This window comes from Sphingomonas trueperi, assembly GCF_040545965.1.
Lineage (GTDB): Bacteria > Pseudomonadota > Alphaproteobacteria > Sphingomonadales > Sphingomonadaceae > Sphingomonas > Sphingomonas trueperi_C.
The window spans coordinates 533,290-558,135 of sequence record NZ_JBEPMV010000002.1 but is presented as its reverse complement, the minus strand read 5'-3'; the positions used below and the strand labels follow the sequence as shown (position 1 = coordinate 558,135).

Annotated in this window: 19 protein-coding genes; 5 read left to right on the top strand and 14 right to left on the bottom strand. The window is 67.3% G+C overall.

Annotated features, from left to right (window positions below; translation table 11 throughout):
* Window positions 1–14 precede the first annotated feature (14 nt).
* Entirely contained in the window at window positions 15–1,502 is a 1,488-nt protein-coding gene (locus ABIC35_RS06440) for an anthranilate synthase component I family protein (RefSeq protein WP_121077660.1), read from the bottom strand.
* Window positions 1,499–3,445: a peptidylprolyl isomerase gene (locus tag ABIC35_RS06435; RefSeq protein ID WP_121077658.1), complete on the bottom strand. Its 1,947-nt coding sequence runs from the start codon at window positions 3,443–3,445 to the stop codon at window positions 1,499–1,501. The genes ABIC35_RS06440 and ABIC35_RS06435 overlap by 4 nt, the downstream gene beginning before the upstream one ends.
* 118 nt (window positions 3,446–3,563) lie before the next feature.
* Between ABIC35_RS06435 and tpiA the strand changes: the two genes are divergently transcribed.
* Together tpiA and ABIC35_RS06425 are read left to right on the top strand one after the other, a co-directional pair.
* Window positions 3,564–4,319 carry a triose-phosphate isomerase gene (tpiA, locus tag ABIC35_RS06430; RefSeq protein WP_121077656.1) on the top strand — a complete coding sequence of 252 codons (756 nt, stop codon included), beginning with the start codon at window positions 3,564–3,566 and terminating at the stop codon, window positions 4,317–4,319.
* A 4-nt stretch (window positions 4,320–4,323) separates the two neighbouring features.
* On the top strand, window positions 4,324–6,321 hold the full coding sequence (locus ABIC35_RS06425; protein ID WP_354278351.1) for a putative bifunctional diguanylate cyclase/phosphodiesterase: 1,998 nt from the start codon (window positions 4,324–4,326) through the stop codon (window positions 6,319–6,321).
* On the opposite strand, the gene ABIC35_RS06420 is transcribed toward ABIC35_RS06425, so the two are convergent.
* The 4 genes from ABIC35_RS06420 to rimO all read right to left on the bottom strand — a co-directional run bounded on the left by ABIC35_RS06420 (window position 6,299) and on the right by rimO (window position 11,199).
* The gene (locus tag ABIC35_RS06420) at window positions 6,299–7,693 is read right to left on the bottom strand and encodes a leucyl aminopeptidase family protein (protein ID WP_121077654.1); all 1,395 of its coding nucleotides are present in this window, start codon (window positions 7,691–7,693) and stop codon (window positions 6,299–6,301) included. The two genes, ABIC35_RS06425 and ABIC35_RS06420, sit on opposite strands and share 23 nt — an antisense overlap.
* Before the next feature lie 75 nt (window positions 7,694–7,768).
* Window positions 7,769–8,410: a hypothetical protein gene (locus ABIC35_RS06415; RefSeq protein ID WP_121077652.1), complete on the bottom strand. Its 642-nt coding sequence runs from the start codon at window positions 8,408–8,410 to the stop codon at window positions 7,769–7,771.
* The gene (locus tag ABIC35_RS06410) at window positions 8,407–9,807 is read right to left on the bottom strand and encodes a serine hydrolase domain-containing protein (protein ID WP_121077650.1); all 1,401 of its coding nucleotides are present in this window, start codon (window positions 9,805–9,807) and stop codon (window positions 8,407–8,409) included. Before ABIC35_RS06410 ends, ABIC35_RS06415 begins: the two co-directional genes overlap by 4 nt.
* A gap of 60 nt (window positions 9,808–9,867) precedes the next feature.
* Window positions 9,868–11,199, bottom strand: a complete 1,332-nt coding sequence (gene rimO / locus ABIC35_RS06405) for a 30S ribosomal protein S12 methylthiotransferase RimO (RefSeq protein WP_121077648.1) — start codon at window positions 11,197–11,199, stop codon at window positions 9,868–9,870.
* A gap of 114 nt (window positions 11,200–11,313) precedes the next feature.
* Here rimO and ABIC35_RS06400 point away from each other — a divergent pair, with 114 nt between their 5' ends.
* Entirely contained in the window at window positions 11,314–11,829 is a 516-nt protein-coding gene (locus ABIC35_RS06400; RefSeq protein WP_121077646.1) for a GNAT family N-acetyltransferase, read from the top strand.
* 39 nt (window positions 11,830–11,868) lie between these two features.
* Here the strand turns inward: ABIC35_RS06400 and ABIC35_RS06395 are convergent, their stop codons facing one another.
* From ABIC35_RS06395 to ABIC35_RS06385, 3 genes are read right to left on the bottom strand one after another with little or no spacing between them, the layout of a single operon-like run.
* Complete coding sequence (locus ABIC35_RS06395; RefSeq protein ID WP_121077644.1) at window positions 11,869–13,305, bottom strand: AMP nucleosidase; 1,437 nt, start codon at window positions 13,303–13,305, stop codon at window positions 11,869–11,871.
* Window positions 13,306–13,361: 56 nt separating this feature from the next.
* Window positions 13,362–13,811, bottom strand: coding sequence for a cytidine deaminase (locus ABIC35_RS06390; protein WP_121079455.1), 450 nt, complete (start codon window positions 13,809–13,811; stop codon window positions 13,362–13,364).
* 5 nt (window positions 13,812–13,816) lie between these two features.
* Window positions 13,817–14,299, bottom strand: coding sequence for a UPF0262 family protein (locus tag ABIC35_RS06385; RefSeq protein WP_121077642.1), 483 nt, complete (start codon window positions 14,297–14,299; stop codon window positions 13,817–13,819).
* 81 nt (window positions 14,300–14,380) lie between these two features.
* Between ABIC35_RS06385 and ABIC35_RS06380 the strand changes: the two genes are divergently transcribed.
* Together ABIC35_RS06380 and ABIC35_RS06375 are read left to right on the top strand one after the other, a co-directional pair.
* On the top strand, window positions 14,381–15,877 hold the full coding sequence (locus ABIC35_RS06380; protein WP_121077641.1) for a replicative DNA helicase: 1,497 nt from the start codon (window positions 14,381–14,383) through the stop codon (window positions 15,875–15,877).
* Between the two features lie 80 nt (window positions 15,878–15,957).
* Complete coding sequence (locus ABIC35_RS06375; protein ID WP_147425882.1) at window positions 15,958–17,028, top strand: hypothetical protein; 1,071 nt, start codon at window positions 15,958–15,960, stop codon at window positions 17,026–17,028.
* A 39-nt stretch (window positions 17,029–17,067) separates the two neighbouring features.
* Here the strand turns inward: ABIC35_RS06375 and ABIC35_RS06370 are convergent, their stop codons facing one another.
* The 5 genes from ABIC35_RS06370 to ABIC35_RS06350 all read right to left on the bottom strand — a co-directional run bounded on the left by ABIC35_RS06370 (window position 17,068) and on the right by ABIC35_RS06350 (window position 24,829).
* Complete coding sequence (locus tag ABIC35_RS06370) at window positions 17,068–17,760, bottom strand: VIT1/CCC1 transporter family protein (protein WP_121077639.1); 693 nt, start codon at window positions 17,758–17,760, stop codon at window positions 17,068–17,070.
* Between the two features lie 230 nt (window positions 17,761–17,990).
* Window positions 17,991–19,355, bottom strand: a complete 1,365-nt coding sequence (locus ABIC35_RS06365) for an MFS transporter (protein ID WP_354278350.1) — start codon at window positions 19,353–19,355, stop codon at window positions 17,991–17,993.
* Between the two features lie 61 nt (window positions 19,356–19,416).
* Window positions 19,417–22,143: a TonB-dependent receptor gene (locus tag ABIC35_RS06360; RefSeq protein ID WP_121077637.1), complete on the bottom strand. Its 2,727-nt coding sequence runs from the start codon at window positions 22,141–22,143 to the stop codon at window positions 19,417–19,419.
* A 139-nt stretch (window positions 22,144–22,282) separates the two neighbouring features.
* Window positions 22,283–23,389 carry a hypothetical protein gene (locus ABIC35_RS06355; protein ID WP_121077635.1) on the bottom strand — a complete coding sequence of 369 codons (1,107 nt, stop codon included), beginning with the start codon at window positions 23,387–23,389 and terminating at the stop codon, window positions 22,283–22,285.
* Between the two features lie 258 nt (window positions 23,390–23,647).
* A complete protein-coding gene (locus tag ABIC35_RS06350; RefSeq protein ID WP_121077633.1) occupies window positions 23,648–24,829 on the bottom strand; it encodes a Gfo/Idh/MocA family protein in 1,182 nt (393 codons plus the stop codon).
* Between the last annotated feature and the right edge of the window lie 17 nt (window positions 24,830–24,846).

Genomic DNA, 24,846 nt, shown 5'->3' with positions numbered 1-24,846 from the left:
ACAGGCGGGCCGGCCTATTGGCCGAAGCCCGCCTCGCTGGCCCGTGCGATAGCCTCGCGCGCGGCGGCGAAAAGCGCGCCGGATTTGGCCTCGCACTCGCGCTGCTCATACGCCGGATCGGAATCGGCGACGATGCCGGCACCGGCCTGCACGTGCATCACCCCGTCCTTCACCAGCGCGGTGCGCAGGACGATGCACGAGTCCATCGATCCGTCGGGTGAGAAATAGCCGACGCCGCCCGCATAGGGCCCGCGCGTCTCCGCCTCCAACTCGGCGATGATCTCGCAGGCGCGCACCTTGGGCGCGCCGCTCACCGTGCCCGCCGGGAAGCCGGCGAACAGCGCGTCGATCGCGTCCGCATCCTTGCGCAGCTTGCCCACCACGTTGGACACAATGTGCATCACGTGGCTGTAGAACTCGACCGTGTAGCTGTCCGTTACCTTGACAGTGCCGGGCGCAGCGGCGCGGCCGACATCGTTGCGACCGAGATCGAGCAGCATCAGATGCTCGGCGCGCTCCTTGGGATCGGCGAGCAGTGACGTGCGGTTGGCCTCGTCCTCGGCAGCCGTTCGGCCGCGGGGACGCGTGCCGGCGATCGGGCGGATGGTGATCTCGCCGTCTCGGGCGCGGACCAGGATCTCCGGGCTCGACCCGGTAAGCGCGAAGCCGGGCAGATCGAGATGGTAGAGGAAGGGCGAGGGGTTGATCCGGCGCAGCGCGCGGTAGAGCTCGAACGGCGGCAGCGGGAACGGGGCGGTGAAGCGCTGGGCCAGCACCACCTGAAAGATGTCGCCCGCCGCGATATATTCCTTCGCCGCGGCAACCATCTCGCCATAGCGCCCTTCCGGCAGCACGGGTGCCGGCTGGATCGTGAGCGGATCGGCGCGGACGGAGGCGGGCAGGGGAGCACTGGCGAGCTGCGCCGCCACGGCGTCGATGCGCTCGGCCGCGAGTTCGGGATCGACGCCCGGCCATACGGGCGCGACAAAGAAGAGCGTGTCCGCCAGCCGATCGAAGACCAGCAGCACCGTCGGCCGCACGAAGATCATGTCCGGCACGCCGACCGGGCTCTGCGGCGGGCGGGGGAGCTTCTCGACCAGCCCGACGGTCTCGTAGCTAAAATAGCCCACCAGGCAGGCGAGCGCGCGCGGCAGTTCCGCGGGCACGTCCATCCGGCAGTCGGCGACCAGCGTGCGCAGCGCGGCCAGCGGGTCGGCGGGCAAAGGCTCGAACGCAGCGCGATCGGTGAGCCAGTGCCGGTTGATCTCGGCCTCGGAGCCGGTCGCGCGGAACACCAGGTCCGGCGCAAGTCCGATCAGGCTGTGCCGGCCGCGAACCGATCCCCCTTCGACCGATTCGAGCAGGAAGTCGCCGCGACCCGGCTCGATCAGCTTGAGCGCGGCGGCGACCGGCGTCTCGGTATCGGCGACCTGCTGGCGCCAGACCAGAGCGGGCCGGCCGGCAGCGAGCGCGGCGCGGGCGGCGTCAAGGCCCTGGATCACTGGCCGCTGGCGCCCGAGCGCTGCAGGTCGGCGCGGAGGCGAGCAATCGCCGCCTCGTTGCGACGGACCTTGAGCGCGCTCACCAGCGATGCGGCGAACTGGCGCTCATATTCCTGCGCACCCACCTGGCCCAGCGCCTGGGTGATCGACTGGAGCATCTGCGGGCCCTGCGGATCGCCTGCGAGGTTCCCCGGCTGGATCGTGTCGACATAGACGACGTAGTAGCCGGCGCGGTTCGGCGCCTCGACGAGGCGCGCGGTCTTGGCCGGCATGTCGAACGCCATCTGGATGAAGTTCTCCTTGCCGCGCAGCTCGCTGCGCTTGAAGTCGAACGGCTTGGGCGGTGCGCCCTTGCTTGCGCCCACTTCGGCCAGCGCCTGCGCCATCGGCACGCCCTTCTGCAGCTTGGGCAGCATCGCGGTCGCGGCGGCACGCGCCTTGGCCAGCGCCTGGTCGAGCAGATAGTCGGCCTTCACCTTGTCAGTGATCTGGGCGAGCGGGCGGGGCGCGGCGGGCACGATCTTCTCGAGCGAGACCAGCGCGAAGCTGCCGTCCTGGCCCACGGGGATCACCTGCGGCTCGTCACCGGCTTGCTCGAAGCCGAAGCCTGCCTTCATCACCGCGGTGACGGTGGCGTCGGGCTGGTAAGCGGCGTTGTCCGGATCGGTGCCGTTGGCGATCAGTGCGGGGCTGCGCACCGCGGTCAGCTTGGCCTTGGCGACGGCTTCGTCGAAGGTCGCGCCGTCGCCCACGGCATCCTCGATCGCCTGGCGCGAATCGGCGAGCAGCGCGGCGAGCTTGCGCTTGGCGACTTCCTCGGTGAGTTCCGTGCGGACCTGATCGAGCGTGCGGGCGGCGATCTTCTCGACCTTGCTCACGCGGTAGACGAACCAGGCCCCGCCGAGCTGGACAGGACCCTGCATCGCGGTTGCCGGCGCGGCGAAGGCGGCATCGGCGAAGGGTGCCGAGACCTGCTTGGCGAGGCCGCCCTTGTCGCTGGCGTCGATCGTGCGGGCCTCGAGACCGGCAGCCTTGGCGGCACCGGTCAGGTCCCCGCCCTTGGCGGCGGCCGCAACCTTGGCGGCGACCGACTGGCTGATCGCCTGGACCAGCTCGACGCCGCGCTTCTCGCTGGCGGCGTACTTGGCGGAATCCTTCTTGTAGGCGGCGGCGATCTCGGCCTCGGTCGGCGTGACCTGCGCCTTCAGCGCGTCGGGCTGGGCGACGGCGTAGCGGACGATGCGGCGCTCGGGCACCTGATAACGGCTGCGGTTCTGCGCGTAATAGCCGGCCAGCGTGTTGGCGTCGGGCGCGGGGCCCGGGTCCATTGCCAGCGACTGGACGAAGCCGACGATGCCGGTGCGGCGCTCGAGCAAGGTCGCGACATAGGGGGTCACCACGCCGGCGGGGGCAGGCGCGCGCAGCGCGACCGGACCGACCAGCCAGGCGGCGTAGCGCTGCGTGGTCATGCCCTCGCGGAACACCGCCGGGGTGAGCTGATTCTGCGCGAGCAGCTGCTCGAAGGTCTGCTGGCTGAACTTGCCGTCCATGCCCGCGAACTGCGGGTTGTTGGCAATGTCGGTGTCGATCAGCTTCTTGCCGACCGCCATGCCGTTCTGGTTCGCGAACGCCTCGATCGCGGCGGTGTTGACGGCGTCGTTCAGCGCGGCCTCGAACCCGCCCTGCGCCAGCAGCTGCGCCATCGTGATCTTCTGGCCCTGCGCCTGCGCATTGCGGACATAGCGCTCCAGCCGCTCGCGCACCTGCTGCTCGGTCACCTTCTCGCCCGCCACCGTCGCCAGCGCACCGCTGCTGCCGGTGATCCCCTGGCGCATGCCGGTGACGTCACTTGCCGCAAAGGCGATCGCGAGCAGGCCCAGGAAAATGAAGACGATGATCAGGCCGTAGCGCGACTTGGTGAAGTTCCGGAAGGCGTTGAGCATGGAGAGCCGTTCGTTCGAGGAATTTGGGCCCGCTTTAGGGCCGGTGTCGCGCGCCTTCAAGCTTGTGCCGCGCGGCGCAATCGGTATCGACTGTGCCGAAACATTCGGGGAGTGATGGATGCGCCGCAAGCTGGTCGCTGGAAACTGGAAGATGCACGGCATGCGTTCGCATTTGCGCGAGATCGACGCGATCGCCGCTGCCGCGCGGTCACATCCGCAGGTCGATGCGCTGCTCTGCGTACCGTACACCCTGATCGCGGCAGCCGCGGACATCGCCCCGGACTTCACGATCGGCGCGCAGGACGTGCACGAAAGCGACCAGGGGGCCCATACCGGCGATATTTCCGCACCGATGCTGGTGGAGGCGGGCGCCAAGGTGGTGATCGTCGGCCATTCCGAGCGCCGTGCCGACCACGCCGAAACCAGCCACCATACCTGGGCCAAGGCCGCCGCCGCGCGTCGCCATGGGCTGAACGTGATCCTATGTTGCGGGGAGACCGAGGCGGAGCACGATGCCGGCCGGGCCGAGCGCATTGTCCAGTCGCAGATTGAAAAGTCGCTCCCCGATGGCGCTTCGCCGGACTGGCTGACCATCGCCTACGAGCCCCGCTGGGCGATCGGCACCGGCAAGACGCCGACGCTCGACGAGATCGCGACGATGCACGCCATCCTGCGCGCCAAGCTGCGCGGGATGATCGGGCCCTCGGCCAACGAGATGCGGATTCTGTACGGGGGTTCGGTGAGCGGCGCCAACGCGGCGTCGATCCTGGCGGTCGACGATGTCGATGGCGCCCTGGTCGGTGGGGCGAGCCTCACCGCCGCCAAGTTCGTGCCGATCATCGAGGCGGCGGCGCAAATAGCGACGGCGGATTAACCTGTTGTCGGGGGTCTGGCGCTACAAGGCCTCCATGCTGCCGCGGATTCACCTCGTACGTTCGGGAAGGACCAAGCTCGACCGAGCGATCCTTACCGAACAATATCGGGTGCTTGGGCAGCAGATCCCGCTGATGTACACGCTCGTCTTTCTCGACGCGGTGTTCCTCGGCTTCGCGTCCTATGGATCGGTTTCAACGACGCTCAGCGTGGTCGCGCCGATTCTGCTCGGGATTGCAGCAGCGGTGCGGAGCCTCTTGTGGGTAGCGCGGCGTGGCGATTCGCCGCCAGGACTGCGACGCATCCGTCGCTATCTGGTCGGCACGATTATCGCGGCTGCCATCCTCAGCCTCGCATTTGGCGGATGGGCGTTGGTGCTGTTCGTCGAGGCGGACCTCGCACGGCGCACCTGCATTGCGCTCTACATCTTCATCGGCGCGATCACCTGCTGCTATTGCCTGCAGACCTTCCCGATTGCCGCCTGGCTAGTAATGGCGTGCGGCGCCTCGCCGGTGATCCTATGCCTGATCGTCTCGGGCGACCGGTTCCTGGTGGGGCTGGGTGTCAATATCATTCTGGTCTCCGCCGTCGTGTTGCGGATGTTCGGGGCAACCCATGCGGGCTTCGTCGACGTGCTCGCCTCCCGGGCCGAGATGGCTGCCGGGCAACGCCGCGCGCGTCTCGCCGAGCAGCGCGCGCACCAACTGGCCTATCACGACCCGCTAACCGGTCTGCCGAACCGCCGCGCGCTCACCGAATATCTCCGCGGCGCCGAGCCGCACCGCTTCGGGCTGATGCTGGTCGATCTCGACCGCTTCAAGTCGATCAACGACGTCCATGGGCACCCGATCGGCGACCAGCTGCTCCGCGCCGTCGCCGGGCGGCTCAGCTGGGTGGTAGGCGAGGGTGGTCGCAGCTACCGGCTGGGCGGCGACGAGTTCGCGATCACCCTGCCATTCGACGGCGACGATCTCGATCGGGTGCGCAGCGTCGCCCATGCCATCGTCCGGGAAGTGGCGCGTCCCTTCCTGATCGACGAGCGCATGCACCATATCGGCGCCAGTGTCGGCATCGCGCTCTACCCAGAAGACGCGCGCGACGCCGATACGCTGATGCGCCGCGCCGACGTTGCGCTGTATCAGGCGAAGGAGGCGGGCCGCGGCTGCTATTGCGCTTTCGCGAGCCAGATGGACGCCGAGATCCGCCGCCGATCGACGATCGAGGCGGAGATGCGGGACGGGCTTACCCAGGGGCTGTTCTACCCGCGCTACCAGCCGATCATCGACCTGCGCACCGGCCATGTCACCGGCTTCGAGCTGCTCGCGCGCTGGCGCCGTGAGGATGCCGAGATCGGGCCCGACCAATTCATCCCGATCGCCGAGGAATGCGGGCTGCTCAACACGCTGATGCTCGACCTGCTCGACCGCGCCTGTTCGGAGACGCGCGACTGGCCGGTGCCGGCGAGCATCGCGATCAACATCTCGCCCGGTCAGTTGCGCGACGACTGGCTGAGCCACAAGATCCTGTCGGTGCTCGCCCGCACCGGCTTCCCGCCGCAGCGGCTTACCGTCGAGATCACCGAGAATGCGCTGATCGTCGACGCCGAGAAGGCCCATCACGCGATCGAGTCGCTCAAGAATCAGGGGGTGCAGCTGGCGCTCGACGATTTCGGCACCGGCTATGCCTCGATCCAGCATCTCCGCATGCTGCCGTTCGACAAGATCAAGATCGATCGCTCCTTCGTCGATTCGCTGAGCGAAAGCACCGAGAAACTGCGGATCGTCCGCGCTATTCTGGGCCTGGCAAGCACGCTGGAGCTGCCGGTGGTGGCGGAGGGCATCGAGACGCTGGAAACGGCCGAGATGCTGCGCGCGCTAGGTTGCGCGCAGGGGCAGGGCTATCTGTTCGGCCGCCCGATGGACAAGGAAGAAGTGGAGCGCTGGCTCGCCGACGGCGTGATGCCGCCGGCGGCCGAAGCGCTTATCCGCCGTAACGGTCCTTGAGCACCTTCCAGGTGGCGCGCAGGCTCACCGCCTCGGCGCCCTTGGGACGGCCCGGCTTGGGGCTGCCGTTCCAGCAGAAGATGTCAAAATGGGCCCATTGGGCCTTGGCCGGCACGAATTCCTTGAGGAACAGCGCGGCGGTGATCGCGCCGCCGAACGGACCCTCGGCCGCGTTGACCATGTCGGCCACGTCGGACTTCAGCAGATCCTTGTAGGGATCGTAGAGCGGCATCCGCCAGATCGGGTCGGCCTCTTCCTCGCCGGCTGCGACGATTTCCGCGGCCAGCGTGTCGTCATTGGCGAACAGCGCCTGGAGGTCTGCGCCGAGTGCAACGCGTGCGGCGCCGGTGAGGGTCGCGAAGTCGAACACCAGCTCGGGGTTCTTCTCCTCGGCCTTGGTCAGCGCGTCGCCCAGGATCAGGCGGCCTTCGGCGTCCGTGTTGCTGTTCTCGACCGTGATGCCCTTGCGCGAGATCATCACGTCGCCCGGCCGCGTCGCCTCGCCCGAGATCGAATTCTCAACGGCGGGGACAAGCATGTGCAGTCGCACCGGCAGCTTGTTCTGCATCACCAGTTCGGCGAGCGCGAGGGCGTGGGCGGCACCGCCCATGTCCTTCTTCATCAGCCGCATGCCGGCCGCCGGCTTGATGTCGAGGCCGCCGCTGTCGAAGCAGACGCCCTTGCCGATGATGGCGATACGCGGATGCTCGGGATTGCCCCATTCGAGCTCGATCAGCCGCGGCTCGCGGCCCTTGCCGGCGGCCTGGCCGACGGCGTGGAGCATGCTATAGCCCTGTGCGAGTTCGTCACCCTTCACCACCGAGAAGGTTGCGCCAAAGGCCTTGGCGAGCTCGGCGCCGGCGTCTTCCAGATCGGCCGGGCTCATGTCGTTGGCGCCGGTGTTGATCCGGTCGCGCAGCTTGAAGGTGACGGCGGCCATGCGCACCGCCTCTTCCATCTTCACCGGATCGGCGGTGAGCAGCACGCGCGGGCCCTGCGCTTTGGGATCGGCCTTGCGATAGCGATCGAACTTGTACTGGGCAGTAAGCCAGCCATAGATCGCCTTGCCGGGCTCCGCACCCTCGACGCGGTAGCTGCCCTCGGGAAGCGTTTCGGCCAGCTTGGCGAGGCACCAGGGCCCGAGCTTCTCGATATTGGCGACGACCGAGACGACCGACCAGTCCTCGGGCGCATCGCCGGGCAGGATCGCGCTCGAATGGGCCGAGCCGCTGAGCTTCTGCGCGGCGGCGGCGGCGCGGTGGCGCGGTGGCTGCGCGGCCAGCCAAGCGTCATAGCCCTTGGCGTCGATCAGGTGGATGGTGCGAGCGGCCTGGCCGCGATCGGGCTGAACGAGCGTGTTGAGATCCGTCATGCGCCTGATCTAGGACGCCGAGTGCCCCGCGCCTAGCCCGGACCCCCCTGGTTTTTTGGCCAGGGGGGTGCCGGATCACTTCGCCGCGGGCAGCAGCGTCTTCCACCGCGCGTCGAGCTTGGCCTGGGCATGGTCGCGCTTCACCTTCGCGACGAGCGAGATGCCGCGCAGCGTAACGCTATGGCCGCCGAGGAACTTGCCCGAGATGGTATAGCCGACATCGTACATTGCCACGTCCTCGTGCGGGTCGCCGTCGGCGAGGTACTGGGTGACGATCACCACCGGCAGCCGCTCGTCGCCGCGACTGTTGTCGGGCAGCCCGGCGGCCTCCCGCGCCTTGACCAGCGCATGCTCGAACCAGCCGCCCTCGATGCGCGGCTCGCCGGTGGTCGCGGCGGGCGAGACGTCGAGCGTGGTCGGGAAGAGGATAGTCTGGCTCTGCACCGATTGCTCGGCAGCGGCAGGCTTCAGCACCAGCGTCTGCTTGCCGCCATCGGCTGCGACCAGCACCAGCTTCGCCACCTTGGCGGAGGCGCGCTGCTCGGTGGCCGCCTTCTCGGCCTTGGTCTCGCGGCGATCGTTCCAGTTGTTCCAGAGCGTGAGGCCGGAGATCAGAACGGCGGCGACCCCCAGCACCTCGCCCAGCGTGATCCACCGCCGCCGCACCTTGGCGGCTTCGGCGCGGTCCTTGGCGCGGCTCTCGGCGTCGTCGCTCATCGCGGCATCACCAGAAACTGCTCGAACTTGCCGTCGGCGCCGGGCTCGGCATAGGTCACCGCGACCAGCACGCGATCCTTGTAGCGGATCATGTAGTTGCGGTTGACGAACCCACCGCGCAGCCGCGGCTTGCCGATCGGCGTAAAGGAGGTCGGCTCACCGAGCGGCGCCAGGCTGGTGCGGTAATCGCCGATTGCCGTCGCATCGAAATAATAGTTGGCGTCGTCCGTCATCAGACTGCGATCGGGCGTGCCGGCGCGGAGCTGGTCGAACAGCTTCCGGGCCAGCGCGTCGCGCTGCTGGTCAAGGGTGAGGGCGGCGGCGGGCTTGGCGACCGGCAGCAGCAGATCCGTGATCCCCTGCGCGATGATGTCGTGCGCCCCGCCGAAATCGGCGCTGACCAACGAGACGACGGCGAACTTTTCCTCTGGAATCACGACATTGCTCGACAGGAAGCCCACCGCTTCGCCGCCGTGGGAGACTTCCTTCTTGCCGCCATGCTCGCCCAGCGACACGCCGAGGCCATAATGGGTGGGGGCGCCGTCGGCGAGCTTGACCTCCGTTTCCTGCACCGCCCAGTCCTCGGGGGTGAGCACCTTCCGATCGATCCGCGCGATGTCCCACTTGGCAAGATCGGCGGCGCTCATCGCCAGCTCGCCCGCTGCCCAGAGCCAGCCATCGGCGGCGGGCTTGGCGGGGCGCACGGGCCCGAGCGCATAGCGGTGGGTGCCCTGGGGGAAGCCCTTGCCGACCGCCTTGTCCTGGTCGATCGCCTGCATGCCCAGCGGCTTGAAGATCTTGGCCTGGAGATAGTCGAGCAGCTTCTTGCCCGACGCCTTCTCGATGATCATGCCGGCGACGACATAGCCTGTGTTCGAATATTGCCAGGCGGTGCCGGGTGCGAAGTCGAGCGGCTTCTTGGCCCAGCGATCGACGATCTGCTGCGGCGTTACCGCCGTCTCCATCGCCTTGAAGCTGTAATCCTGCGGCCAATAATCCTGCAGGCCGGCGGTGTGGCTCAGCAGCTGGCGTATGGTGATCTTGTCGGCGTCGGTAACGTCCGGCACCCATTTCGACACCTTGTCGTCGAGGCTGAGCTTGCCCTCATCCTCCAGCAGCAGGATCGCCGCGGCCGTGAACTGCTTGGACACCGAGGCGATCTGGTACTTCGCGTTGACATCCGGCCCCTTGGCAATGCCGGGGCCCTGGTCGCCATAGGCCTTGGTGAACACGATCTTGCCGTCGCGTACGATCGCCACTGAGGCGGAGGGCACGCCGCTGCTCTTCAGCGCATCTGCGACGATCGTATCGACCTTGGCGGTCTGCTCGGGCGTGAGCTGCTGGGCGGCGGCGGGGGTGGCGATCAGCAGGGTGGCGGCAACAGCGGAACGGAACATCAGGCCTCCGGGAAATTGTCCCGGAGGCTTAGCGCTGCCGGCGCACCCTGCCAACGACGATCAGCCCATCGGTACGCCGTAAAGGTCGTGTTCGTCGGCGTCCTCGATCAGGACCCGGACGATATCGCCCTGTTCCAGATGGCCGGAGTCGCGCAGGAACACTTCGCCGTCGATCTCGGGCGCGTCGGCCTGGCTGCGGCCGGTGGCGCCCCCGTCCTCGTCGACCGCGTCGATAATGACCTCAAGCTGCCGACCGATCTTCGCCTGGAGCTTGGAGGCGCTGATCGCGGCGGTCTTCTCCATGATCCGGGCGTAGCGCTCTTCCTTGACTTCCTCCGGCACCGCGCCGGGCAGGTCATTGGCCGAGGCGCCTTCGACCGGCTCGAAGCGGAACGCGCCGACGCGGTCGAGCTGGGCTTCGTCCAGCCAGTCGAGCAGATACTGGAAATCCTCCTCGGTCTCGCCGGGGAAGCCGATGACGAAGGTCGAGCGGATCGTGATGTCCGGGGCGATTTCACGCCACCCACGCAGCCGCTCGAGCACCTTGGCTTCGTTGGCCGGGCGCTTCATCGCGCGCAGCACGTTTGGCGCGGCGTGCTGGAACGGGATGTCGAGATACGGGAGCACCAGCCCCTCCGCCATCAGCGGGATCACCTGATCGACATGCGGGTAGGGATAGACATAGTGCAGTCGCACCCAGGGCGCGATCTGGCCGAGCTCGCGGGCGAGATCGGTCATGTGCGGCACAACCTCGCGGCCCTTCCAGGCGCGCGGTTCCTTGCGGATGTCGATGCCATAGGCCGAGGTATCCTGGCTGATGACCAGCAGTTCCTTGGTGCCGGCGGCGACCAGCTTCTCCGCCTCGCGCAGGATCGCGTCGGGCCGGCGGCTGACCAGGTCCCCGCGCAGCGACGGGATGATGCAGAAGCTGCAGCGATGATTGCAGCCTTCCGAGATCTTCAGATAGCTATAGTGGCGCGGGGTGAGCTTGAGCCCGCTGTCCGGCACCAGATTGACGAAGGGCGAGGGCGGCATCGGCGCTGCGCTGTGCACCGCGCCGACCACGTCCTCATATTGATGCGCGCCGGTCACCGCGAGCACGTTCGGGAAGCGGGCGCGGATAACCTCGGCTTCCTTGCCCATGCAGCCGGTGACGATCACCCGGCCGTTCTCGGCGATCGCCTCGCCGATGGCTTCCAGCGATTCTTCCTTGGCGCTGTCCAGGAAGCCGCAGGTGTTCACCAGCACGACGTCCGCGCCGGCATAGTCCGGCGACAGCGCATAGCCGTCCGAACGGAGCTTCGTGAGGATACGCTCGGAGTCGACCAGATTCTTGGGACAGCCGAGCGACACCATGCCCACCTTGGGGGCTTCTGGGAGTCGCGTTGCCATGATCGTTGGCGCACATAGGCCTTTTCGCGGAAATTGCCAGCCATGGGGCGTTTACGGATGGCCGATCTGGCCCGCCATGGTACGGGCAGGCCAGCAACACCGGGAGATTTCGTCATGACCGCGACCACCGCACAGCCTGTCCAGCTGCCGACCCGCTCCGGGCTCGTCATCGACGTGCGCACCGTGCGTCCCGACGACGCGGCGCTGCTCCGCGACTTTTTCGACCATGTCTCGAACGAGGATCGCCGCTTTCGCTTCTTCACTGCGGCGCCGCAGCTTCAGCCGCATCAGGCCAAGGCGCTGATCGAGGTCGACCACCACAAGACCGAGAGCTATCTGGCGTTCACCGCCGAGGGCGAGCTGGTCGGCTCGGGCATGCTCGCCTGCGACGACACGCTGGAGACCGCCGAAGTTGCGATCTCGATCCGCGCTGATCGCAAGGGGCAGGGGGTGGGCTGGAGCCTGCTCAACTACATCACCGCCGAGGCGAAGGCGCGCGGGGTGAAGCGGCTCCAGTCGATCGAGAGCCGCGAGAATCACCTGGCGATCGAGCTGGAGCGCGAGATGGGCTTCGTCGCGCGCGAGGTCGAGGGTGACCCCAGCGTGGTGCTGCTCGAAACGGTGTTTTGATCGAGGGCGCCCCGGCCGGAACCGGGGCATCCCTCTACATCACCGGAACGGCGGTTCGTTGAACGCGCGCAGCTTGCGGCTATGGAGCTTGGCGCCTTCGCGGCGCAGTTCCTCGCAGGCCTCGATGCCGATCTTGAGATGCTCGGCGATCGCGCGCTCGTAGAAGCGGTTGGCCTGGCCGGGCAGCTTGAGCTCGCCGTGCAGCGGCTTGTCCGAGACGCAGAGCAGCGTCCCATAGGGCACGCGGAAGCGATAGCCCTGCGCCGCCAGCGTCGCGGATTCCATGTCGACGCCAACCGCACGGCTCAGCGAGAAGCGCAGCGCCGACTGGGAGTAGCGCAGCTCCCAGTTGCGATCGTCGGTAGTGACGATCGTGCCGGTACGCAGCCGCTGCTTGAGCTCGTCGCCCGACTGGCCCGAGACCGTCTCCGCCGCCCGCGCCAGCGCCTGCTGGACTTCGGCGATGGCGGGGATGGGAATTTCCGGCGGCAGCACGTCGTCCATGATATGGTCGTCGCGCAGATAGGCGTGGGCGAGCACATAGTCGCCGATCCGCTGGCTGGGGCGCAGGCCGCCGCAATGGCCGATCATCAGCCACGCCTCGGGGCGGATCACCGCCAAGTGATCGGTGATCGTCTTCGCGTTGGACGGGCCGACGCCGATATTGACCAGCGTGATCCCCGTGCCGCCCTCGGCCATCAGGTGATAGGCGGGCATCTGGTGCCGCCGCCACGCGCCGTCGCTCACCAGCCGGTCGGCGTCCGCCGCATCCTCGATCACGATCCCGCCCGCGCCCGACACACCGGTGAAGCGGCTGTCCGGCCCCAGCTGGGCGCAGGCCCAGCGGACGAACTCGTCGACATAGCGGTGATAGTTGGTGAACAGGATATATTGCTGGAAATGCTCGACCGGCGTGCCGGTGTAGTGCTTGAGCCGCGCCAGCGAGAAATCGGTGCGCAGTGCATCGAACAGCGCCAGCGGCCGCGTCTCGTCCTGGCTGATCCAGATGCCGTCGGCGATCTCGTCGCCGATGTGCGACAGCTCGGTTGCCGGGAAGTGGCGGCCAAGCTCGGTCGCCGAGACATCGTCCAGGCTCAGGATCGTGTTGGGATCGAGCACATAGGGGAAGGGGATTTCCTGCCGCCCAGTGACGGCATGCACCTCGACGTCATAATCCTCGATCAGGAAGGTCAGCTGCTCGGTGAGATACTCGGCGAACATCGCCGGGCGCGTCACCGAGATGCGGTAATCGCCCGCCTCGACCAGCCGCCCGAACGAGCGGCGCGGGATCGGCTTGTTGACGCCGCCGCGATAGGTGACGCGGAGCTCCGGATAGGCGAAGCTGCCGTCGGTCCGCGTCTCGGGATCGGGCGTGGTGCCGTCGGTGATGTAGCGGTTGAGCGCCTGCTGCAGTCGTTCGACCGAGGCGCGATAGAGCCGATCGAGGTCGGCGACGATATCGGAGGCTTGAGTCATCTTCCATCGCTAAGCGCGGAAGATGACGCTGGCAAGTCGGCGGTGAAACGAGCCGCTCAACTGATGCCGAGATCCCCCGGGCCGAACGCCTGGGGGAGCAGCTCGGACAGGCGGTAGCTCGCCACCGCATCGCCCTCGGCCGCGCCGCAATGGACGGGCAGGTCGCGCTTGCCGAGCTGCGCCGCCTCGTTGATCACCTGCCGGCAGCGACCGCAGGGGCTGACCGGCGCCGTGCCCGTCGGCACCCCGTCCGGCCCGATCGGCCCGCCGATCACGGCGATCTCGGCCACGTCGCGCAGCCGCCCCTGGGCCGAGACCGTCGCCAGCGCCACCGTCTCCGCGCAGAGCGACAGGCCGTAGCTTGCATTCTCGAAATTGGCGCCGGTCACCACCGTGCCGTCGGTCAGCAGCACCGCGGCGCCGACGCCGAAGTTCGAATAGGGCGCATGTGCGTTGCGCGCGGCAATGCGGGCGGCTGCGATCAGCGCGCTGGTGTCGTTGGTCATGAAACTCATCCCTTGATGTGGAGCACGCAAATCAGCGTGAACAGCCGCCGCGCGGTATCGAAATCGACGTCGATCTTGCCCTCCAGCGCAGTGCGGAGCAGCTCGGCGCTGTCGTTGTGGATGCCGCGCCGCGCCATGTCGACCGTCTCGATCTGCGCGGGCGTGGCGGCGCGGATCGCCTGGTAATAGCTGTCGCAGATCGCGAAATAGTCGCGGATCGGGCGGCGGAAGCGGGCCAGGCCGAGCACGATCGTCTCCAGCGGCGTTTCGTCCGCGCGGCGAATCGCCAGCGCCAGCCGGCCTTCCTCGACGCTCAGGTGCAGCTTGTACGGCCCGGCATAGCCATCGGCATGCGCGCGCTGGGGGGCGAAGTGGTTGTCCTCGAGCAGATCGTAGATCGCGATCCGCCGTTCCTGCTCGATGTCCGCCGAGCGCCACAGGATGGTGCGCTCGTCGAGGGTCACGTCGATGATCCGCGGATCGGCCATAGGTCCCAGCTTTGGAAGCATTCCCCGTTTTCCACAAGCCATGCGGTTGCCGTCGACCCCGCATTGGAGGAAGAGGGAGGGATGGCACAGCCGATCCCTTTCCCCACCCAGGAGCCCCAAGAGGGCCTCAGCCTCCCCCAGAATGTCGAGGCGGAAGCCGCACTTCTCGGCGCGATGATGATCGACAACCGAGTCGCGGAGGACGTCCTCCAGAAGATCCGACCCGAGCATTTCTTCGAGCCGCTGCACGGCCGCATCTATGAGCAGATCGCGCACCTGGTCGGCGACAACCGTCTCGCCACCCCGGTGACGCTGCGCCCGCTGTTCGCCAACGATCCGGCGATGAAGGAGCTGGGCGGCCCGGCCTATCTCGCCCAGCTGACCGGCAACCCGGCCAGCCTGATCGGCGCGCGCTCCTTCGCCGACCAGATCTACGATCTCGCCCAGCTCCGCGCGCTGGTCGATGTGGGCCGCGGCATGGTGGAGGGCGCGCTCGACACCAGCCAGGACATCAATCCCTCCAAGCAGATCGAGCAGGCCGAACTCCGCCTCTACCAGGTCGCCGAGCAGGGCGATTCGGAAGCCGGGGTGAAGTCCTTCACCCGCGCCGCGACGCTGGCCGTGAAGCAGGCCGAGAAGGCGATGAACTCGGGCGGCGGCATCTCGGGCATCACCACGGGGCTGAGCGACCTCAACGCCTCGACCGGCGGCTTCAACCGATCGGATCTGCTGATCCTCGCCGGCCGCCCCGGCATGGGCAAAACCTCGCTCGCCACCAACATCGCGTTCAATGCCGCCAAGCGCTACATGGACGATCTGGATGCGGGCATCGCCGAGGAGAAGTCGATCGGCGCGCCGGTGGCCTTCTTCAGCCTCGAAATGTCGGCCGACCAGCTGGCGATGCGTATCCTGTCCGAGCAGGCCGAGGTCGTCTCGGAAAAGCTGCGTACCGGCCAGCTGAGCAATGCCGAGTTCCAGAAGTTCGCGCGCGCCGCGGGCGATCTGGAGCGGCTGCCGCTCTATATCGACGACACGCCGGGCCTCACCATCGCGGCCCTTCGCACCCGCGCGCGGCGGCTGAAGCGCCAGCACAAGATCGGCATGGTGATCGTCGACTATCTCCAGCTGCTCACCGGCTCCGCCAAGGCCTCGGGCGACGGGCGCGTGCAGGAAATCTCGGAGATTTCGCGCGGCCTCAAGACGCTGGCCAAGGAACTCCATGTCCCGGTGCTGGCGCTCTCCCAGCTGAGCCGCGCGGTCGAAAGCCGCGAGGACAAGCGCCCGCAGCTGTCCGACCTTCGCGAATCCGGCTCGATCGAGCAGGACGCCGATATCGTGCTGTTCGTGTATCGCGACGAATATTATCATGACTTCAAGGCGCCCACGAAGGTACCCGACGGCACCGAGACCGCCGAGGAGCGCATGGCCTATGAGGAGTGGCAGGCCAAGCAGCTTGAAGTGGCCAACAAGGCGACGGTGATCATCGCCAAGCAGCGCCATGGTGCCACGGGCTCGGTGCATATGCGCTTCGACCGGCAGTTCACGAAGTTTAGTGATTTGGCGCCGGAGGGGTATTGAAAACTGTCCCTAGCTACTTTTCAGCGAATACCTCAGCAATCCACTAGTGCAACGGTTTATCGCTTTGTTGGGAGGGGCGGATGGCGACCATTGGGAAGAATTGGAATGGCCATCTCTACGGGACCAATACAGGTAATGTCGCGCTTTCTCTTGAAGGCAACGACAGCGCCTTGGTCGGCGTTCTTAGGTTCAGCGACAGCAATTATGGCTTGATTGTATACGAGGTACAGGGCGTATTCGAGCAGGGCGACCTAAAGCTGACAGGAAAGCCGCAGGGGGAATTCCCCGAAGGTGTTCACTACGGTGATTTTGAATCTGCAGGCACTCTCAGTCCGGAGGGTAAGATCGACGGCGAGTGGGTGACGACAATCGGCTCCGGTGGGACTTTCCAACTTTGGCCCCATAACGTTCAAGCTCGTCGTTCGGAGTTGTCGCAAGTTCCTGAACAGCTGAATACATCGACCCGATCTCTAGGAGCGGTTCGACTATACGCGAGCAACGTGCGCGGTCTCATCTCGCAGGTAAAGAAGGATTTCTCTCACGGAAGAGCTGTTGTTACCTTCAACGATAAGGGTAACGAGAAAAGCATTTTTTCCGACGAGTTTGAGGCGCTCTTGGATGAGCTTCCGGACCTGCGCTATCTGAAGGTGTTCATTCAGGAGCCTGAGCTATATGGCATCAATCGGAATGCTTCTGTAGAATTTTCTGCATGGGGCGAAAATGTAATTCGTGTCCAAAGTGTGCAAGAATCTTGGGCTATAGGTAAAGCTGAATCTATAGCTAGGTACGCTGATTCCTTTAGGCGGACGTTGGCGAATCAATTTCGTAAGTTTGGACTCACAGTAAATGTGATCATCCTGGTGGGTGTGCTAGCTGCCATTCCAGATTTGCCAACATTCTGGCAGCGGGTGGCTTTTGGAGGGGGTGCGTTCGGTATCCAGGCTGCCATTGCATATTTTCACCGCCGGTTTGTGCCTAATTTCGTGTTCTTTCCTGCCTCGCAAAAATCGAACTGGTTAGGCAGGTTTGGTCCTGGCTTTGTATCGTGGATAATTACATTGATTGGCGGAGTGGGTGCAGCCTTGATTTACGGGTTGCTTAAGGGTGAACTTTCGGGATCCCCATTGGCTAAAGTCATTGGTTGGATGTGAAATAGCTATTCCCAAGTTAGTCTTAAATCACAGATCACTTCAAACACTCGTCCCCACAACCCGCCCGATCCCTGCGGTCAGCGCCATTGCCAGCGCGCCCCAGAACACCACCCGCACCACCGGCTTGAGCGGCTTGGTGCCACCGGTGATCGCACCCAGCGCGCCGAGCAGGGCGAGGAACAGGATCGACCCCGCCGCTTCGCCCGCCGCCATCCAGCGCATCGGCAGCAGCGCTGCGAGCAGCAGCGGCAGCGCCGCGCCCGCGGTGAAGGTCGCCGCCGAGGTGAACGCGGCGACCACCGGCCGTGCGGTGGTCATTGCGGTGATGTGGAGCTCGTCGCGGGCATGCGCTCCCAGCGCGTCATGCGCCATCATCTGCTCGGCCACGGCCTTGGCGGTGGCGGCGTCGACGCCCCGGGCGATGTAGATTGCGGCCAGCTCGCGCTGCTCGGCCTCGGGCGTGGTCGCGAGTTCCAGCCGCTCGCGGGCGAGGTCGGCGCGTTCGGTATCGGATTGCGAGCTGACCGAGACATATTCGCCCGCGGCCATCGACATCGCGCCCGCCACCAGCCCCGCCACGCCCGCGACGAGCAGCGCCGGCCGCTCGGCGCCCGAGGCGGCGACGCCCAGGATCAGGCTGGCGGTGGAGACGATGCCGTCATTCGCCCCCAGCACGGCGGCGCGCAGCCAGCCGATCCGGGCGACGAGATGCTGTTCGCGGTGCGGGCGCATGGGGTTCCTCCGATGGTGGCGGCGGGAGGATGGGGGGCGGTCGCGGGGGTGGCAATGGGGGATAGCCCTCGGGATGGCCGATGCGGAAGCCTGCCCTCGCAATTGTCATCCCGGCGAAAGCCGGGATCCATTGGGGTTTCCCGTTCGGCGCTTGCTGCGGCCGCGTGGCGTCTGGATCCCGGCTTTCGCCGGGATAACAAGGGCTAGGCGCGTCATATTGCTAATCAATATCACCGCTTGAGCGTCAGGAAGGCCGTCACGCCCGCCGCAATTGCGAGCGCTGCGCAAACCAGCGCGGCCACGTGGAACCCGCCGATCAGCGCCGCCCCGGTCTGCGACAGCACCGCGCCCGCCAGCGCGGTCGCGACCAGCCCGCCGGTGCGCGCGATCGCGCTGTTGAAGCCCGAGGCGGTCCCCGTGAAGCGATCGTCGACCGAGGCGAGCACCGCCGTGGTCAGCGGAGCCACCGCGCCCGCCATGCCCAGCGACAGCACCAGCATGCCCGGCAGAATGCTCGTCCAGTAGTTCGCCTGCGGGTCCGCGCCCGAGAGCAGCCAGAAGCCGAGGCCGGTCACGATCGGCCCGATCGACAGCGGCAGCCGCCCGCCGATCCGCGCCGCCAGCCGCCCGGCGAAGCGCGAGGAGACGCCGATCACGATCGAGAAGGGGAGGAGGGCCAGTCCCGCCTGCGCGGGCGGATAGCCGCCGCCGACGATCAGCAGATAGGGCAGCAGCAGGATCAGCCCGCCCAGCGCGCCGTAGAGCAGCAGCGTCAGCACGGTGAGGCCGACAAAGGGCAGCGACCCGAACAGCGCCAGCGGCATCATCGCCCGCTCGCCCAGCCGGTGCTGGTGGAGCACGAAGCCGCCGAGCAGCGCGACGCCGCCAACCAGACCGATGGTCGACTGGGTCGAGACCGCGTGGCTGCTCGACCAGAGGGTGAGCGCCCAGGTCAGGCTGCCCAGCCCGGCGGTGGCGAGTGCCGCGCCCAGCCAGTCGAGCCCGCCCTTGCCGCGCGGGCTTTCGGGGACGAAGCGCCAGGCGATGGCGATCGCGGCGGCGGCGACGGGGAGGTTGAGGTAGAAGATCGCGCGCCAGCCGACCGCGTCGACCAGCCAGCCGCCGAGCGGCGGCCCTACGGCGGAGGCGATCGCGCCCGCAGAGGCCCAGGTGCCGATCGCCCGTCCGCGCGCTTCGCCATGGAAGCTGCTGCCGAGCAGGCCGAGGCTGTTGGGCATCAGGATCGCCGCGCCGATCCCCTGCAGCGCCCGCGAGGCGAGCAGCAGGTCCGTGCCCTTCGAAAGCGCGCAGCCGAGCGAGGCGAGTGCGAAGATGAGGACGCCGAGGATCAGCATCCGGCGGCGGCCGAAATAGTCGCCGGTCGCCCCGCCGAACAGGAGGAGGGCCGACAGCGGCAGGAGGTAGGCGTTGATGATCCAGGGCAAGGTCGCCGGATCGGCGGCGAGGCTGCGTCCGATCGTCGGCAGCGCGACGTTGGTCACCGATCCGTCGAGAAAGGCGAGGCTGGAGGCGCACATGCACGCCGCGATGATCCAGCCGCCATGGCGGGGCGGGGGCGGGGCGGTGTCGCTCATCGGCGGGTGCGGCTCTGCATCGCGCTGCTGTAGCGGCAGCGCAGGTGCAGAGCCAGCCGGGTCAGAACCGCGTGCGGACCGTCAGGCCATAGGTGCGCGGCTCGGCCAGGAACGAACCGAACATCGCGTTTCCTACGCCGAAGCTCGGCGCTCCGAACGCCTGGACCTGCGAGCGGCTGCCCGCGCCCTGGAAGGGCAGGTTGAACGCGACCTGCTGGTAGTTGGTGTCGAGCAGGTTCTGCGCCCACAGCTCCACCGCCCATTTCTCGTCGGGACCGCGCAGGCCGATGCGGGCGTTCATCGTGACGAAGCCGTCCTGCAGCTTTTCGACAAACAGGTCCGAGCCGGTGTTGTAGTCGCTGGTCATGCGGCCATCGACATAGAAGAGCGCGGTCATGCCGTTGCTGCCGATCGGCGGGGTCCAGGTCACCGCGCTCGTCACCGTGTTGCGCGGGGCGTTGGACATCTGGCTGCCCGGCAGCAGGAACAGCGCCGCATTGAGCGGCTCGCCCGCCTTGGAGCCAACCAGGTCGTGCTGGTACTTGGCGTCGGCCAGCGTGTAGCCGAGGTTCACGGTGAAGTTGGAGGTCGGGTAGAAGCCGAGCTCGAGCTCGACGCCCTGCGTCACCACGCCCTTGCCGACGCTGCCCGTGCAGGCGCCCGTCGCCGAGCTGTTGTCGCGATCGGCGCCGTTCAGCGGCGTGCTGCAGCCCCCGATATTCTGGACGATGTAGCTCGTGCCGTTGAAGGTATTGAGCTGGAAGTTGGTGAATTCCGAGCGGTACAGCGCCAGGTTCGCGGTGATGTGGCGCGCGCTGTATTTGGCGCCGATCTCGAAGGCGTTCACCGTCTCGGGATCGAAGCGCAGGTTGGTCACCGAAGACGGGCGCGGGGTCGCGAACACCGTTGCCGACAGATCCGAGCGATCGAGGTTGTACCCGCCCGCCTTGTAGCCGCGTGCGTACGAGGCATAGAACAGCGTGCTCTCCGCCGGCTTCCACGAGAGTACCGCGGTGCCGGTCAGCTGCCCTTCCTTAAACTTGTCCGCAAAGGGCACGCCGGTCAGCGCCGAGGTCGAATTGCCGGTGCAGGTGAGCGTGACGATGCCGCCCGCCAGCGACTGGAGCGTGGCGTTGGTGCTGGCGAGCAGCGGCGCCATCGCGGCCTGCTGCGCCGGGCAGACCGTGTTGTTGTTGGCGAACGACGCCTGCAGCGACTTGCTCTCATGCGTGTAGCGCGCGCCGAGGGTGAAGCTGAGCGTCTTGGTCAGCTTGTAGATATTATGGGTGAAGAAGGCCCAGTTCTCGCTGGTCTGGTCATAGAGGTCGAGCGTCGAGCCGAGATCGTTGAGCGTGCTCAGCCGATCGATGCCGCCGATGATCTGCGGGCCCACCGCGGGGGTGAGCACCGCGCGGCCGGCGGTGCTGAGACAGCCGGGGCGGCTCGGGTCGCGCAGCGCGGCGGTGGGGTTGATCGTCGCCACCATGCGGCAGGCGGCGAAAGCGCCGTACTGCGTGCCGAAGCGGAGATTGTCCGCCACGCGCAGCTTCTCGTGTGCGTAATAGCCGCCGACCAGCCAGTCGAGCTTGTCGCCCAGGATTGTGCCCGAGAAGCGGCTTTCATGGCTGAAGGTGTGGAACTGGCGGTAGGCATTGCCGTCATTGGGACGGTAGGCGATGTCGACATTGCCGTAATCGACGTCGCCGGCGCCCGCGGACTTGTACTCGCGGTAGGCGGTGAGCGAGGTCAACTGCGTTGGGCCCAGGTTCCAACGGACGCGCGCCGAAAGGCCATAGTCGGTGGTGAGATTGGCATAGGCGCGGCCGCGGGTCTGCGCGATCTGCCGGTTATAGGGATCGCCTTCGCTCGGCAGTACGCCGCCCAGGCTGCGCAGGATCGCGGTGATGCGGTTGCCCGCCGGGTTGATCGCAAAGTCGCCGGGGGCGCCGGGGGTGGGGTCCAGCTTCTCGCGCGTGTCCATATAGACGGCGCCGCAGCACTTCTCGTTGCGGTGGGTGTAATCGGCGATCAGGCGGATGCCGAGATCGGGATTGACCGTGAACAGCAGCTGGCCGCGGACGAAGTAGCGGTTGCGATCGTTATAGTCGGTATTGTTGACGACGTCGTGGAGATAGCCGTCGCGCTTGGAATAGACACCGTCGAGGCGGAAGGCGACCACGTCCTTCACCAGGGGGCCGGTCAGCGCGCCGGACAGGCGGACGGCGTTGAAATTGCCATAGGTCGCCTCGCCGAACCCACCGAACTTGAACTCGGGGACCTTGGTGTAGATGCTGATCGCACCCGCCGAGGAGTTGCGACCGGAGAGCGTGCCCTGCGGTCCGCGCAGCACCTCGATCCGCTCGATCTCGCCCATGTCGTTGAGGCCCGAGCCGGTGCGGCTGCGATAGATGCCGTCGATGAACACCGCAACCGAGCTTTCGAGGCCGGGATTGTCGCCGACCGTGCCGATACCGCGCACACGCGCCGCGGCATTGGCTTCGGAGCCGGTGGAGGAAACGAGCAGCGAGGGCGCGATCTGCGTCATCTGGCGAATATCGGTCGCCCCCGAATTCTGCAGCGCAGCCTGGCCGAACGCCGACACCGCGATCGGCACGTTGGACAGCCGCTCGGAGCGGCGCGTGGCGGTGACGACGATGTCCGCAGAATTGGGCGACTCGTTCTCCGCCGTGGGAGGGGTGTTGGCGGCGGACCCGCGCAGATCCTGTGCTGCCGCCGGTGCGGCAAGGGCGCAAACGCCCGCGGACAGCAACAATGCCCATTTCGACATATCGGCTCCTCTCCTTTTCCAAGCTTTTGCTTTGGTTTGGCTGCCTGGTTTGGCGAAAGAGCCATAAATTTCGGTGAACGTCGCCTCGGGGTTTCGACGGGGGTGGTTTCGTCTTTTGGGCGAGTGCCTTGGCGGCGGTTCAGGTGGAGCGGCCGGTCTCCAGCGCCTCGCTGGCCTTGAGCGCGAACAGCGCCGTCACCGCGCTGCCGCCGTGATCGACCAGCATGGGCAGCCCTGCATCCGTGCGGGCGAAGCGCAGCAGCGGCCGCGCCGGCCAGCCCTGGGCGTCGGGCAGGAGCACCGCGCGCGCCTCGCGCGCCAGCGCCTGCGGGAGCTCGGTCCGCGACGCCCGGAGCGCGAGCACGGCCAGCGCGGTGGCGAGCGGATTGTCGCCATCGATGCCCCAGCCGCGTCCGGCGCGACGGGTCGCGTGCAGGAACTGCGCGGCGCGCGCGACCACCGGGTGGTTGGGCATCACCGCACCGAGCAGGCGCAGCGCCAGCCATGTGCCGTACAGCGGATCGGCGCCCGCCGCCGCCGCCCAGCCGCCGTCCGGCTGTTGGCGGTCGGCAACCCAGCGGGCGCCCGCGACGATCATGCCGAGGAACCGCCGCGCGTCCCAGCGTGCGAGCGCGTAGACCAGGCTGGCGATCGTCTCCACCGCATCGGGCGCGGCGCTGTTGGGCAGGACCCAGCCGGGCAGCACCCCATCGGCCTCGGCATAGGCGAGCAGCACCGCGAGCGGCGGCGCGCAATGCGCGGCGATCAGGTCGCGCCGGCTGAGCCGGGCGAACAGCAGCAGGATCTGCGCGAGTTCGTCCACGTCGCCTGACAGGTCATAATAGCGGTCAGCCCCGGCGGGGCGCGCGCGGTCGACCGCGCGCCGGTGGCGTACGATCTGCCGCACCCTGGTTTCGATCGCCGGATGCCGCGCGTCGAGATCGATGTCGAGCAGCGCGTCGGCGACCAGGATCTGGACGAACAGGTCGCGGGCGCCGAGGAGGTCCGGGGCCGGGGCGGGGCCGTTGTGGGCGCGGCCGAGCAACGGGGCTTCACGGGTCTCTTCCACGGCAAAGGCCAACAGCAGGGCCGTTGCGCGCGACACGATCGCTGCATGGGCCGTCCGGGCATCGCTGCCGGCATCCCGGCCGAGGATCGGCGCCGGTGTGCCCAGGCTCGGGACGCGTACCGGCGCCGGCAACACCGGCATGGCATGTTCGAAGGCACCGCGTCCCGAAGTCGGCATCGCACCCACCTTTCCTGGTTCCCGCTATGTTCACCCACGTCATCGCCTAGCGTGCCGTGGTTGAACATCGGGAAGCTGGTCCGGAACGGAGGGGTCGCGCCGAGGTCCGGGGGCGCACCCCGGACCTCGGCGATAGGAACATGCCGCAGCGATGCGAAAGCGGCGAAGGCGCAGCATTTTAGGGACAGGGCAGCGAGGCCAGGGGGCAGGTCGGGAAGGTCCGCTCCGGAGCAGACCTTGCCCTCGTCCCAGACTTCGTCAGCCGCCTTGCACCGGCGGCCGCTGCCCGCCCGCGAGCGTCCGCGCCTTGTCCTGCGCAGTCAGCACCAGCTCGGCGGCGAGCAGCGCCTGGGCCTGGTTCTGCGCGACTTCGGTACGCTGGACCACGTCCGTGACGAATTGCGGGCCGAAGGGCAGCGGCACATTGTTGCAATCGATGTAGCGTGTGCCCTTGCGATCGGCGAGGAACAGGTGGTTGCCGCCCGGGCGGCCCTGGATGTCGACGTACTTGCGGAGTTCGATATAGCCCTCGGTGCCGAGGATGAAGACGCGGCCGTCGCCCCAGGTCGGCAGGCCGTCCGGCGTGTACCAGTCGACGCGGACATAGCCCGCGCCGCCATTGCCGGTCATTATCATGTCGCCGAAATCCTGGAACTTCGGGTGGTTCGGCGTGGCGAAGTTGCCGACCTGCGAGGCCACGACATGCGCCTCGGTGGAGCCGGTGTAGAAGACGAACTGGTCGGCCTGGTGGCTGCCGATATCGGTGAGGATGCCGCCATAGTTCGCCACGTCCCAGAACCATTCTGGGCGGCTGGGGGCGCTCACCCGGTGCGGGGCGATGTTGATGGTCTGGACGATGCGGCCGATCGCGCCGGCATGGACGAGCTCGCCCGCCTTCACCGCCGCGCGCACCTCGAGCCGTTCCGAATACATGATCGCGAACTTGCGCTTGGTCTCGGCGATGGTCCGGCGCACCTCGGCGAGCTGGGCGAGGCTGGTGATGCCGGGCTTGTCCGAGAGGAAATCCTTGCCCGCGCGCATCACGCGGACGCCGAGCGGCGCGCGGAGATTGGGGATCGAGGCGCTGGCGACCACCTGCACGCTCTTGTCGTCGAGGATCTCGGCCTCGCTGCGCGCCACCTTCACGTCGCCATAGCGCGCGCGGAAGGGGACCAGCTGCTTCGGATCGCTCGCATGCACCGCCACCAGCGTGCCGCCGCCGCGGATCAGCGCATCGGTGATCGCATAGATGTGCGAGTGGTCGAGCCCGATCACGGCGAAGCGGATGCGGTCCTTGGCGCTCGGGTCCGGTCCGGTCGGCGCGGCATTGGCGGAGACGCCGTTGCCCTGTGCGGTCGATTGGGCACGCGCCGAGCCGGCGAGCCCGGCGCCGATAAGCCCGGCGCTGGCGAGGAGCAGGCGGCGATCGATCATGTCCATGATGCTATCCCTTTGGG

Bases quoted from the DNA above. Each gene is read 5' to 3' on its own strand.
- ABIC35_RS06435 (WP_121077658.1), bottom strand. From the start codon at position 3,445: ATGCTCAACGCCTTCCGGAACTTCACCAAGTCGCGCTACGGCCTGATC.
- tpiA (WP_121077656.1), top strand. From the start codon at position 3,564: ATGCGCCGCAAGCTGGTCGCTGGAAACTGGAAGATGCACGGCATGCGT.
- ABIC35_RS06420 (WP_121077654.1), bottom strand. From the start codon at position 7,693: ATGACGGATCTCAACACGCTCGTTCAGCCCGATCGCGGCCAGGCCGCT.
- ABIC35_RS06415 (WP_121077652.1), bottom strand. From the start codon at position 8,410: ATGAGCGACGACGCCGAGAGCCGCGCCAAGGACCGCGCCGAAGCCGCC.
- ABIC35_RS06410 (WP_121077650.1), bottom strand. From the start codon at position 9,807: ATGTTCCGTTCCGCTGTTGCCGCCACCCTGCTGATCGCCACCCCCGCC.
- rimO (WP_121077648.1), bottom strand. From the start codon at position 11,199: ATGGCAACGCGACTCCCAGAAGCCCCCAAGGTGGGCATGGTGTCGCTC.
- ABIC35_RS06400 (WP_121077646.1), top strand. From the start codon at position 11,314: ATGACCGCGACCACCGCACAGCCTGTCCAGCTGCCGACCCGCTCCGGG.
- ABIC35_RS06395 (WP_121077644.1), bottom strand. From the start codon at position 13,305: ATGACTCAAGCCTCCGATATCGTCGCCGACCTCGATCGGCTCTATCGC.
- ABIC35_RS06390 (WP_121079455.1), bottom strand. From the start codon at position 13,811: ATGACCAACGACACCAGCGCGCTGATCGCAGCCGCCCGCATTGCCGCG.
- ABIC35_RS06385 (WP_121077642.1), bottom strand. From the start codon at position 14,299: ATGGCCGATCCGCGGATCATCGACGTGACCCTCGACGAGCGCACCATC.
- ABIC35_RS06380 (WP_121077641.1), top strand. From the start codon at position 14,381: ATGGCACAGCCGATCCCTTTCCCCACCCAGGAGCCCCAAGAGGGCCTC.
- ABIC35_RS06375 (WP_147425882.1), top strand. From the start codon at position 15,958: ATGGCGACCATTGGGAAGAATTGGAATGGCCATCTCTACGGGACCAAT.
- ABIC35_RS06370 (WP_121077639.1), bottom strand. From the start codon at position 17,760: ATGCGCCCGCACCGCGAACAGCATCTCGTCGCCCGGATCGGCTGGCTG.
- ABIC35_RS06365 (WP_354278350.1), bottom strand. From the start codon at position 19,355: ATGAGCGACACCGCCCCGCCCCCGCCCCGCCATGGCGGCTGGATCATC.
- ABIC35_RS06360 (WP_121077637.1), bottom strand. From the start codon at position 22,143: ATGTCGAAATGGGCATTGTTGCTGTCCGCGGGCGTTTGCGCCCTTGCC.
- ABIC35_RS06355 (WP_121077635.1), bottom strand. From the start codon at position 23,389: ATGCCGACTTCGGGACGCGGTGCCTTCGAACATGCCATGCCGGTGTTG.
- ABIC35_RS06350 (WP_121077633.1), bottom strand. From the start codon at position 24,829: ATGGACATGATCGATCGCCGCCTGCTCCTCGCCAGCGCCGGGCTTATC.